Source organism: Paenibacillus nicotianae (genome assembly GCF_042681745.1).
Classification (GTDB): Bacteria; Bacillota; Bacilli; order Paenibacillales; family Paenibacillaceae; genus Saccharibacillus; species Saccharibacillus nicotianae.
The window spans coordinates 2372231-2384202 of the sequence record NZ_JBHUGF010000010.1; the positions used below are offsets into that span (position 1 = coordinate 2372231).

General features: G+C 40.1%; 11 protein-coding genes. 1 reads left to right on the top strand and 10 read right to left on the bottom strand.

Annotated elements, in window-relative coordinates:
* Positions 1–103: 103 nt before the first annotated feature.
* The 5 genes from ACFSGI_RS14610 to ACFSGI_RS14630 all read right to left on the bottom strand — a co-directional run bounded on the left by ACFSGI_RS14610 (position 104) and on the right by ACFSGI_RS14630 (position 5562).
* Positions 104–964 (bottom strand): SDR family oxidoreductase, encoded by an 861-nt coding sequence (locus tag ACFSGI_RS14610; protein WP_204824828.1) that lies wholly within the window; start codon positions 962–964, stop codon positions 104–106.
* A gap of 332 nt (positions 965–1296) precedes the next feature.
* Entirely contained in the window at positions 1297–1722 is a 426-nt protein-coding gene (locus tag ACFSGI_RS14615; protein ID WP_204824829.1) for a hypothetical protein, read from the bottom strand.
* A 224-nt stretch (positions 1723–1946) separates the two neighbouring features.
* The gene (gene mdh, locus ACFSGI_RS14620; RefSeq protein WP_204824830.1) at positions 1947–2891 is read right to left on the bottom strand and encodes a malate dehydrogenase; all 945 of its coding nucleotides are present in this window, start codon (positions 2889–2891) and stop codon (positions 1947–1949) included.
* A gap of 12 nt (positions 2892–2903) precedes the next feature.
* Positions 2904–4199 (bottom strand): NADP-dependent isocitrate dehydrogenase, encoded by a 1296-nt coding sequence (icd, locus tag ACFSGI_RS14625; protein WP_204824831.1) that lies wholly within the window; start codon positions 4197–4199, stop codon positions 2904–2906.
* Between the two features lie 250 nt (positions 4200–4449).
* Positions 4450–5562 carry a citrate/2-methylcitrate synthase gene (locus ACFSGI_RS14630; protein ID WP_204824832.1) on the bottom strand — a complete coding sequence of 371 codons (1113 nt, stop codon included), beginning with the start codon at positions 5560–5562 and terminating at the stop codon, positions 4450–4452.
* A 385-nt stretch (positions 5563–5947) separates the two neighbouring features.
* Between ACFSGI_RS14630 and ytvI the strand changes: the two genes are divergently transcribed.
* Positions 5948–7063, top strand: a complete 1116-nt coding sequence (gene ytvI, locus ACFSGI_RS14635) for a sporulation integral membrane protein YtvI (RefSeq protein WP_204824833.1) — start codon at positions 5948–5950, stop codon at positions 7061–7063.
* 207 nt (positions 7064–7270) lie between these two features.
* Here ytvI and ACFSGI_RS14640 read toward each other — a convergent pair whose 3' ends face one another.
* The 5 genes from ACFSGI_RS14640 to accD all read right to left on the bottom strand — a co-directional run bounded on the left by ACFSGI_RS14640 (position 7271) and on the right by accD (position 11941).
* Entirely contained in the window at positions 7271–7681 is a 411-nt protein-coding gene (locus ACFSGI_RS14640; protein ID WP_379283524.1) for an FxsA family protein, read from the bottom strand.
* A gap of 30 nt (positions 7682–7711) precedes the next feature.
* A complete protein-coding gene (locus tag ACFSGI_RS14645) occupies positions 7712–8230 on the bottom strand; it encodes an acyl-CoA thioesterase (RefSeq protein WP_204824834.1) in 519 nt (172 codons plus the stop codon).
* Between the two features lie 123 nt (positions 8231–8353).
* Positions 8354–9781, bottom strand: coding sequence for a pyruvate kinase (gene pyk, locus ACFSGI_RS14650; RefSeq protein ID WP_204824835.1), 1428 nt, complete (start codon positions 9779–9781; stop codon positions 8354–8356).
* A gap of 159 nt (positions 9782–9940) precedes the next feature.
* Complete coding sequence (locus ACFSGI_RS14655) at positions 9941–11041, bottom strand: acetyl-CoA carboxylase carboxyltransferase subunit alpha (protein WP_204824836.1); 1101 nt, start codon at positions 11039–11041, stop codon at positions 9941–9943.
* The gene (accD, locus tag ACFSGI_RS14660) at positions 11042–11941 is read right to left on the bottom strand and encodes an acetyl-CoA carboxylase, carboxyltransferase subunit beta (protein WP_204824837.1); all 900 of its coding nucleotides are present in this window, start codon (positions 11939–11941) and stop codon (positions 11042–11044) included.
* Positions 11942–11972: the final 31 nt, after the last annotated feature.

Sequence of the window (11972 nt, forward strand, 5' to 3'; positions counted from 1 at the left end):
ACGACAGAACAGGTGTATCGCTCCTGATCTATCGCCTTTATCTGTTTTGCATTTTATCAGCCTGTATCTGTAAATGTGTCTCTAACGCTATCTTCTGTCCAGATTAACCGTTAATGATCTCGCCACCGTTAACATGAATAATCTGACCACTTACATAAGAAGAATCTGTACTTGCTAGATAAACATAAGCTGGAGCGACTTCTTCCGGTTGACCCGGGCGCTTCATCGGTTGACTTGCTCCGAATTTGCTTACTTTTTCTTCATCAAATGAAGCAGGAATCAATGGTGTCCAGATCGGCCCTGGAGCAACTGCATTGACACGAATTCCTTTTTCTACGATATTCATTGAAAGTGCACGGGTAAAGGCTGTAATCGCACCTTTGGTTGAAGAGTAATCCAGCAATACTGGCTCACCACGATACGCTGTTACAGAAGTGGTATTGATGATAGTAGAACCTTCTTTTAGATGCGGAACAGCCGCTTTTGTAATAAAGAACATACCGAAAATGTTAGTACGGAAAGTACGTTCCAATTGCTCGGCTGTAATATCTACGATACTTTGTTGTACATGTTGTTCTGCTGCATTATTGACTACAATATCAAGCTTACCGAGTTCAGAGACAGTTTGTTCTACAGCTTGTTTGGCAAAAGATTCATCTCCTACATCACCTGGAAGTAGAATACATTTGCGCCCTTCTTGTTCTACAGCTTGTTTGGTTTCTTCTGCATCGCTGTGTTCGTCTTTGTAGACAATCGCTACATCTGCACCTTCTTTAGCATACAAGACAGCTACAGCACGACCGATACCGCTATCGCCGCCTGTAATAATAGCTACTTTATCTTTAAGCTTACCTGCTGCTTGATAGGCAGGAGCTTTATATTCTGGACGAGGAGTCATTTCCGATTCGATTCCTGGTTGTTTTTCCTGATGTTGTGGAGGTAATGTGTTTTCTTCGCTAGACATCATATATTCCCCTTTCAAATATAAAACTTGTCAATTGATCGAACGTATATATTCTTTTCTGTATACGACTGCTCTCACTTGTTGCTTACCGTCCATTATTACCACTGTCTATATATGTTTAAACATCTATTTTTTATAGTGTATTATGTATTAAAATTTAATATTTAGGGTAGTTATCCTATGTCTGTACAAATGAAACCTAGTGTAAAAAAAATCGCATCACCTGCCCATTATTAAGCGACAGTTGATGCGATTTTGTGTATATGTGTGTTATTCAATCCATCGATAAAGATGGTCTACTATGTGTGTTTTTCTACTATCATGTTATGCCTTTAAATAATATCGCGGAATACCATAAAGAAACTAATCACAACCAGACATATCGCCAACATCATACTTAATGAACGAATTTTACCGGTATGTGCTGTAATATTTTTATTTTCATTAATATCTGCTAATGCTAAACGCAAAGGCTTGCCCATAATACCACCGATTGCTGCAATTGCCAAAAATAATACAAATACTACAACCATCCAAGCGATAGAATAATTGCCTTTGGTCATTAAGTATCCACCTGTTAACAACTGTACAATTAAGCCAAATTGAGCTATTCGATTCAATGTACGAATCAGCTCAATACTGCCTGATTGTGCTTCTGCTGAACCATTTGCCAATTTACTTGTTACAACAGGTAAAAATAAGTAAAAACCCATCGATAACGCTCCCAAAATGTGTATAAATACTAATACTTCAGCCATGATAGAACCTCCTCTCTTTTGAGAAATCGCAGACCATCACTATTGCTCTGCTATACTTCATTATTTTAACGGATGATGATATGAAAATACATATTTTTGCCTTAATTTGATAAGTTCATGTGTCTAATCTTTGTCATATGAGTACCTATTGTGTCTATTTATATTTGCATATATGTACAACAAAAAAGGCTTCCACCCTATGTGGAAACCTTTTTGTTTATAGATTATACGTTAACGATCTGAAGCACGTTACGGACAGAATCAGCAGATTTATCAAGAGCAGCTTTTTCATCGGAGGTCAATTCCAATTCAAAGATTTTCTCGATCCCACCGCCACCCAAAATAGCAGGTACGCCCATAAAGAGATCATCATAACCGTATTCGCCTTCTAAATAAGCAATAATCGGTAAAATACGCTTTTTGTCTTTCAGAACTGCTTCTGTCATTTGTACAAGTGACGCTGCCGGCGCATAGTAAGCACTACCATTACCAAGCAGATTCACAATTTCGCCTCCACCTACACGAGTACGTTGTACAATTTCTTGAATACGTTCTTTGGAGATCAGGGTATCGATCGGGATTCCACCTACGCTAGAATAGCGTACAAGTGGAACCATATCGTCTCCATGACCACCTAGCACAAATCCGCGTACATCTTCGACCGATACATTTAATTCTTCGGCAATAAAAGTGCAATAGCGCGCTGTATCCAGTACACCGGATTGTCCAATCACACGATTTTTCGGAAATCCTAACGCTTGATAAGCTACATAAGTCATCGCATCTACCGGATTACTCAAAATGATCACAATCGCATCCGGTGAATATTGTTTGACTTGTTCACATACCGATTTGACGATTCCGGCATTCGTGTTAACTAGATCATCGCGGCTCATGCCTGGCTTACGAGCAATACCTGCTGTGATAATCACTACATCCGAAGATGCTGTATCCTCATAGTCAGATGTCCCTTTAATCTGGCTGTCAAACCCTTGTACAGGGCTTGCTTCCATCATATCGAGCGCTTTACCTTTTGTCGGGTTCTCCAACTGTGGAATATCAACCAGTACTACGTCACCAAGTTCCTTTTGAGCAAGCATCAAAGCTGTAGTTGCACCGGTAAAACCAGCACCGACCACTGTGATTTTTTTGCGCTTAATGACGGTCATAGGTTTATCCTCCTACATGTTTTCGATAATTTTGTCAGCAAACTCAGAACATTTCACTTCTGTTGCGCCATCCATCAGACGAGCAAAGTCATACGTTACTGTTTTGTTATTGATCGATTTTTCTAGACCTTTGTAAATCAATTGAGATGCTTCGTTCCATCCCAAGTGATCCAACAACATTACACCAGACAAGATAACAGAACCAGGGTTTACTACATCTTTGTCTGCATATTTAGGAGCTGTACCATGAGTTGCTTCAAAAATAGCATGTCCTGTTACATAGTTGATGTTAGCGCCCGGTGCGATACCGATTCCGCCTACTTGTGCAGCAAGAGCATCAGACAAATAGTCACCGTTCAAGTTCAATGTAGCAATCACATCAAATTCATTTGGACGAGTTAGTACTTGTTGCAATGCGATATCAGCAATTGCATCTTTTACGATGATTTTGCCAGCATCTTCTGCTGCTTTTTGCGCTGCATTTGCTTCGTCTGTACCTTTTTCTTCTTTGATCTTGTCATATTGTGCCCAAGTGAACACTTTATCTCCGAATTCTGCTTCAGCCACTTCATAACCCCAGTTTTTGAAAGCTCCTTCAGTAAATTTCATGATATTTCCTTTGTGTACCAATGTTACAGTTTTGCGGTTGTGGTCAATAGCGTATTGAACAGCAGCGCGAACCAAACGTTTGGAACCTTCTTCAGATACAGGCTTAATACCGATACCAGATGTTTCTGGGAAACGGATTTTGTTAACGCCCATTTCGTCTTTTAAGAATGCCAATACTTTTTTCACTTCTTCTGTACCTTCTTGGTACTCGATACCTGCATAGATATCTTCTGTATTTTCACGGAAAATAACCATATCTACCAATTCAGGACGTTTTACAGGAGAAGGTACACCGTCAAAGTAACGAACAGGACGAAGACATACATATAAGTCCAATTCTTGACGAAGAGCTACGTTCAATGAACGAATACCGCCACCGATAGGTGTAGTCAAAGGCCCTTTGATCGCTACAATATATTCGCGAATCGCTGTCAGCGTATCAGCCGGCAACCACTCATCGTATGTATTGAATGCTTTCTCTCCAGCAAATACTTCGTACCAAGCAATTTTTTTGGAACCGCCGTAAGCTTTTTCTACTGCTGCATCCAATACACGTACAGATGCTTTCCAGATATCGCGTCCTGTACCATCACCTTCAATAAAAGGGACGATCGGGTTATTAGGTACGTTAAGAACTCCATTATCAATTGTGATTTTCTCACCAGTAGTAGGTAATTCGTATTTTTCAAACTTAGGCATAATCATGTTCCTCCTTAAGGGATATGGCTGTGACATTGTCAGAGAAGGCGTTTACACATGAGGAAAAGAAACTTTGAATAAATTATACGTCTGAGTATAATGTACTCACTCGTTTCTTCTCATTTCATAGGCACGATACAATCCTTTTGTATATGCTCACCTTCACAGACATGCACAGTTCTGTATTTTATTTTACCAGACGTTGGGTCATATGAGAAATATCTACTTGTCGAACGCTAAAAATTAATGATTAGCGTTGCTCAATTGGAACGTATTTTTGATCAACCGGCCCTACATACTCTGCACGAGGACGGATAATACGGTTGTTTTCGTATTGTTCCAAAATATGTGCAGACCATCCAGATACACGACTAATTGCAAAAATAGGTGTGAACAAGTTACGCGGAATGCCTAGCATTGTATAGACAGAAGCGGAATAGAAATCAACATTTGGTTTCAATCCTTTGCTACCTGTTACAATTTCTTCGATCCGAATACACATTTCGTATAGACTGAGATCGTTGTTCATTTCGCCTAGTTCTTTGGACATTTTTTGCAAATGCTTGGCACGAGGATCACCATTTTTGTATACGCGGTGACCAAAGCCCATGATTTTGACTTTGTTATCGAGTTGTTCTTGGATATAACTTTCTAGACGATCCATCGAACCGATCTCTTCTAACATTTTCATAACAGCTTCATTTGCTCCGCCATGTAGTGGCCCTTTAAGCGCACCAATCGCTGAAGTGATACCGGAATGAATATCAGACAAAGTCGCTACTGTTACGCGAGCAGCAAAAGTAGACGCATTCAATTCATGATCTGCGTGCAATACAAGCGCTTGATCTAATGCTTTAACTGCTGTGTCTTCAGGCTCTTCACCATTTAACATATACAAGAAATTATGAGCAATCGATACGCCTTTTTTAGGAGCAACTGGCTCTTTACCAGCAGCAATACGTCCAAGAGCGGCTACGATAGCTGGCAATTGTGCTTGTAATTTTACTACTTTTTTATGGTTCGCTTCTTGGCTCATATCTTCAGCTAGATCATCATATAGAGCAAGAGCAGAGATCGCACTACGAAGAGCTGCCATCTGATTCATATCTTTAGGATAAAGTTTCATTTGCGCAATCAATGGTTCCGGTAAGGTAGCATATTCATCTAGATCTTTTTGCAATTGATCTAGCTCTGCTTGATTTGGAAGTTTACCAAACCACAACAAATAAGCCACTTCCTCAAAACTTGCGTTCACTGCTAGATCATCGATATCGATTCCGCGGTATGTAAGTACACCGTCGACGATAGAACTGATCGATGAGCTTGCTGCAACAACGCCTTCCAATCCTTTAGTAGCTGTCATATTACTGTCTCCTTTGCAGAACGGAATGATTGAGATTTTGCCCATTTTTGGGAATGAAAACATTTACATTTTTAAATATGGAAAATTTTAAAAAATAGATATTGAGGTCCCTCCCAATTGTTGAAAAGAGTTCTAATGATCCAAACACCTACCATTAACCTTCCAAGGACCTTCACTCATCATACTTTATTTTGACGGAGTTGTGAACAAAATGAAGACTGTTTGTGACATTAAATTGTTTTATCAGCTTCATAAGAATTTTTTTGTAACCCTTTACATTATCAATTATAAGCCCTTTCGTTTCAAAAGTCTTGTCTGTCGTTTAACATCATATATATGATGCTGATTACATAATTACTATATTGAACATAAGGAGATCAATTCATTGAATATTATGATCCGTAATCGGATTTTACGTGGGATATGGGTGCTTGTAGCAATTATTATTACTGCGATTGCTGTACGTTATCTTTTTCCACTTCTGTACCCATTATTGCTTGCATGGTTATTTGCTTATGCTATGAATCCGCTCGTTCGGCTTCTACAACATCGTGCTCACTTTCCACGTTGGCTCGCGGTTTCGATCTCATTACTTGTTTATTTTGGTGGATTGTTAGCGCTTCTGTCTTTTCTGGTGACAAGATTGGTTCAACAAACGATCACATTGATGCAAACGTTCAATGATCATATGGATAGTTGGCGTAAAATGTTGGTTGGTTGGACTAAAAATGATAGTCTGCAAAATATCACCAATCAAATTAACGGCTTTCTCAAAGACACTCCTTATGGAGATACGATCAATAATAATCTTGATCAGACGACTCAAAGTCTTTCCAGTACAATCAGTGGCATTGTCACAGCGATTCTTAATTATTTACTGGATTTTTTAACCGCACTACCTAACTTCGCCTGGATTATTGTCGTGATTGTATTGTCCGCCTTTTTTATCAGTAATAGCTGGGAAAAACATACACGTATTGTAGCTGGGTGGTTTCCTTCCAATATTAGATTGACTATGGTTACAATTTGGCGGGATTTGCAAAAAGCATTGTTCGGGTACATCCGTGCTCAATTTATTCTAATTTCAATTACAGGTATTATTGTGATTATTGGACTGTTTATTTTACGAGTCGAATCTGCTCTATTGATTGGTCTACTGATCGGGGCTGTCGATCTACTGCCTTATCTCGGGGTAGGAATTGTGATGATCCCCTGGGCGATCTATAACTTTATGAGCGGCGATCTAAGTCTGGGGATTGGTCTAAGTATACTTTATGTTGTTGTATTGATTGTACGGCAGATTATGGAGCCTAAAGTGTTAGCAAGCAGTGTAGGTCTTGATCCTTTAGCTACTCTAATCAGTATGTTTGTCGGACTCAAATTATTCGGAGCACTGGGTCTATTGATCGGGCCGGTTACACTGGTGATTGTCTCTGCTCTTAATCGTGCGAATGTTTTTCGTGATTTACGTAACTATATTGTGAATGGTAAAGCACGATAAATCATGGCATCATGAAGCAGAATCAATATCTCAACAACATATTTTCACATTTCCATATTAGAAATAGATACGCTTATATCCTCAAAATATACGAAAACAGGCAGTCCTTTAGAAGTAAATATCTAAAGGACTGCCTGTTTGTTATAGTCGATTGCTATCCTCATATGAATCGCATATCAGTCTGAATAATCATTAAAGCTTGTTCACTTATTGACCGCCACGATGAATCGTAATACTGCCTTTTTTCATCCGCTTCTCTATCCAGCGCAATAACAGATTACGATAAATAGGACGTGTTAATGGAAAAACAAGTGTAAACCCGACAATATCCAAAATAAAGCCCGGCAATACTAGCATCACGCCACCTACAAATATACATAGGCCGTCTAACATCCGTCGTCCCGGTGGTTCGCCAGCATCCATTTGCTTTTTGGTATCTTCGATCACTTTACGTCCTTCAAATCTCATCATTAATATACCTACCAGTGAAGTGGTCAGCAAAAGAATAAGTGTATTCCAGCCACCTATCCATTCAATCATCTGTAAAAAAACATACCATTCTAGGAGCGGTACGATAATAATAAATGCAATAATCCATTTGCCGATTCCTTTACCCAAACGTACCTCTCCTTTCTCGATCCAACCCGACTACATCTGTAAAGATTCTACAAGTGCATAATACAACGCGGGCACTTGTTTATCAAGTCGCACAGGCTTGAAGTCTTTATTAACCCAGACATGTCTGGTAGAACCGCTAGTCAAAGGTTCGCCGGGTAACACATCATCTGTTTTGAAAATAGGACGTTCTCCCGAAGATGATGAATCTCCAACAGAAGTATCATGCTCATCTAGTAAGTGAATTTTATATTCATAATCAATCCGCAGCTTAGAAAACTCTGTTATACGGGTATAGATTGCTACACGATCATCATATCTTGCTGGATGTCCATATGACAGTGACGCATCGATTAATGGTAATAATAATCCTGCGGCTTCCATATCCCTATAACGGAATCCCAGATCCCGAATCATTTCAGTACGTCCTAATTCAAACCAGTTCAAATAATTGGTATGATACACCACACCCATAGGGTCATTTTCTTGATAACGTACACGAAACGAAATACCATGCCAGTCGCTAGGTAAATGTAATTGTTCTTTTGCCATTATGCTGTACCTCTACTTTCATTTCAAAATGTAACTATCTTTATAAAAACCATCAAAAAAAGCAATGGAATGATCCACTGCTTTCTCTGATGTCATGCTATCTTGCTATACGTTGATATAAAATTATGATTTAGCAGGCATTTGAGCCACTTTGATTAAGTTCGTAGAACCAGATTGACCCAAAGGAATACCCGCTGTAATAACAACCAAATCGCCTTCTTTTAGTAGACCTGAATCATGTCCACCTTGCAAAGCAATTTCAAACAACTCATCTGTAGAATGAGCTTGTGTACCTTTAACAGGCAATACACCCCATGCTAGAGAAAGACGACGCATCGTTTGATCCAATGTTGTTACTGCGATGATTGGAGATTGAGGACGGTATTTAGAAACCGTACGTGCAGTATGACCGGATTCTGTAGAAGAAATGATCGCTGCTGCGTTCAAGTCCATAGCAGAGTTCGTTACTGATTGGCTGATTGCTTCTGTTACTGTTGTTTGTTGAGCATGAGTTTGTTTTAAGAACAATTCGTGATAGTTCAAAGCAGACTCTGCTTTTTCAGCGATACGAGACATTGTCAATACAGATTCCACCGGGTATTTACCAGCAGCCGTTTCACCAGAAAGCATGATTGCATCTGTACCATCAAAAATAGCGTTCGCTACGTCACTTGCTTCAGCGCGAGTAGGACGCGGGTTGCGTTGCATCGAATCCAACATTTGTGTAGCTGTAATGACTGGTTTACCTACGCGATTACATTTTTCGATCATGCGTTTTTGTACCAATGGTACTTCTTCCGCAGGAATTTCTACGCCCAAGTCACCACGAGCAACCATCAAACCGTCAGAAACAGCAAGGATTTCATCCAAGTTGTCTACACCTTGTTGGTTTTCAATTTTAGAGATGATGTGGATATGGCTACCACCTTTGCTCTCTAACAATTGACGAATTTCAAGAACATCGCTTGCTTTACGTACAAAAGAAGCCGCGATAAAGTCTACACCCTGCTCGATACCGAAGATAATATCGTTAGCATCTTTTTCTGTAATACCTGGAAGTGAAATATTTACTCCTGGTACGTTAACGCCTCTACGACTTTTGATTTGTCCACCGTTAACGATACGGCATTTAATTTCAGTGCCTTGAATTTCAACAACAGTCAAACCGATCAAACCATCATCGATCAAAATCGTTGAACCGACTTCAACGTCACTTGGAAGATCTTTGTAAGTAACGTGCATACGGTGTTGGTCACCCAAAATGTCTTCTGTAGTCAAAGTTACATATTCATCTTGAACCAATTCAACTGGCTCTTCTTTAAATTTACCCGTACGGATTTCAGGACCTTTGGTATCCAGCAGGATGGCTACTGTTTTACCTAGTTCTTTGCTAGCTTGTTTAATGTTTTTAACGCGGTTACCATGCTCTTCAAAATCACCATGAGAAAAGTTAAGGCGAGCTACGTTCATACCTGCCATAATTAATTTCTTTGTGTTTTCTAAAGATTCACTTGCCGGTCCGATCGTACATACAATTTTAGTTTTACGCATAATTGATTTTCCTCCGTTTTTAAAGGTCTCTCTTTATTTTGTTTTCCCAACATGACTTGCCGAAACCATTCAACAAGCCCCAACAATTAAATCTACTACAGTTTGCTTACTTTGTATAGAAGATTGTCAAAATTCCTCAGAAATTGTGGAAATGCTATCTTACGAATGACGCTTGGAACGCGAAGATTTCGTAACCGCTTTTTCTTCTTCATTCACCAGTATAGGCTCCACATCAGATTGCAACTCTTCTTGAGGTTGATCTTCTATATTGACTTCCGATCTACTCGCAGGCAATGTTCCCATCGCTTGCTCTGTAAATTCACCGATTTTGCGGAATTTCTGATAGCGATCTTCAATCAACGCTTCTGCACTCATTTGAGAAAGTTCCCGCAAATGAACAAGCAGATGTTTTTTGATCGCTTCGCCTGTTTCTTCGTAATCTTTGTGCGCTCCACCACGAGGTTCAGGAACGATATCTTCGATGACTTCCATCCGTAGCAAATCTTCCGCTGTAATCTTCATCGCTTCCGCAGCTTGATCGGCTTTGGATGCGTCTTTCCAGAGGATCGATGCTGCACCGTTTGGCGAAATCGCCGAATAAATCGCATTTTCTAACATAAGTACACGGTTACCTACACCAAGTGCCAGCGCACCGCCACTACCGCCTTCTCCGATGACTACACAGACTACAGGAACACGTAATTTTGCCATTTCCCATAGGTTGCGAGCAATCGCTTCAGACTGTCCGCGTTCCTCTGCTGTATTACCCGGATAAGCACCCTTGGTATCAATAAATGTAATAATTGGACGTCCAAATTTCTCAGCTTGCTTCATCAGGCGCATCGATTTACGGAATCCTTCAGGATGCGGACTGCCAAAAAAGCGAGCAATATTGTCTTTGGTATCTTTTCCACGTTGATGACCAATAATCGTCACAGGATGACCATCCAATTTGGCAATACCACCAACAATCGCTAGATCATCGCCATACATACGATCACCATGCAACTCCATAAAATCACTAAAAACGATCGAAATTAAATCGAGTGATGTAGGACGTTGTTGATGTCGTGCCAGATGCATTTTCTGTGCCGGTGAAATCTGAGTATATATTTCACTTTCCATTTGACGATAACGTTCTTCCAAACGTGTAATCTCATCGTTGAAATCTATTCCTTTTTCTTGTCCGAATTGCTTTAACTCGTCAATTTTTTTGCGCATTTCAACGAGAGGCATTTCAAAAGGCATTTCTCCTGCCACTTAAAATCCCCCTTTTCCACTGTGAAAATCTAATAATTGAGACAAAGTAGACTTCATCTCTTTGCGGTGAATCACCATATCTAATTGACCATGTTCCATATTGAATTCTGCTGTCTGGAAATTCTCCGGCAATTTCTGGCGAATCGTCTGTTCAATTACGATACGTCCAGCAAAACCAAACAATGCTCCTGGTTCAGCAATATTGACATCTCCAAGCATTGCAAAGCTGGCAGATACCCCGCCCATCGTAGGATCGGTAATAACAGAGACATACAATCCTCCGTTTTCTTGAAAACGAGCTAATGCTGCACTGGTTTTAGCCATTTGCATTAGACTCAAAATACTTTCCTGCATTCGCGCTCCACCCGAAGTCGAGAAAATAATCATCGGAATCTTACGCGCATCTGCATGTTCAATCGCACGAGTAATCTTTTCGCCTACAACCGAACCCATACTGCCGCTAAAAAAGTCAAAGCTCATTACAGCCAGTACTGCCGGTTGACCATCAATTAGACCTTCTCCTGTAATTACAGCATCACGCAGACCAGAGTTCATTTTCTGTTGCTCTAGCTTGCTTGCATATCCAGGAAATTTCAAAGGGTCTTTGGACTCCATACGAGCATCCATTTCTGTAAACTGTCCATCATCTACAGTCATCATAATACGGTCAATTGCATTGAGGCGCATATGGTAACCACAATTAGGGCAGACTTTCAGGTTTTTCTCCAGTTCTTTACTGTAATGAATCGTGCCGCATTTGCTACACTTATTCATCAAGCCTTCTGGAATCTCACGCTTAGGACGCTCTTGCTGTTCTTCGGTAGACTCTGTGTCATTCCCCCAACGTTGGGATGGAATGGTCGCATATTTTTTTTTCTTTTGAAATAAATCTCTAAACACAACTACACCTCTCCAGCCATATACGTATTCC

Excerpts from the sequence above, each read along its gene's own strand:
- ACFSGI_RS14610 (WP_204824828.1), bottom strand. The coding sequence starts at position 964 with ATGTCTAGCGAAGAAAACACATTACCTCCACAACATCAGGAAAAACAA.
- ACFSGI_RS14615 (WP_204824829.1), bottom strand. The coding sequence starts at position 1,722 with ATGGCTGAAGTATTAGTATTTATACACATTTTGGGAGCGTTATCGATG.
- mdh (WP_204824830.1), bottom strand. The coding sequence starts at position 2,891 with ATGACCGTCATTAAGCGCAAAAAAATCACAGTGGTCGGTGCTGGTTTT.
- icd (WP_204824831.1), bottom strand. The coding sequence starts at position 4,199 with ATGCCTAAGTTTGAAAAATACGAATTACCTACTACTGGTGAGAAAATC.
- ACFSGI_RS14630 (WP_204824832.1), bottom strand. The coding sequence starts at position 5,562 with ATGACAGCTACTAAAGGATTGGAAGGCGTTGTTGCAGCAAGCTCATCG.
- ACFSGI_RS14645 (WP_204824834.1), bottom strand. The coding sequence starts at position 8,230 with ATGGCAAAAGAACAATTACATTTACCTAGCGACTGGCATGGTATTTCG.
- pyk (WP_204824835.1), bottom strand. The coding sequence starts at position 9,781 with ATGCGTAAAACTAAAATTGTATGTACGATCGGACCGGCAAGTGAATCT.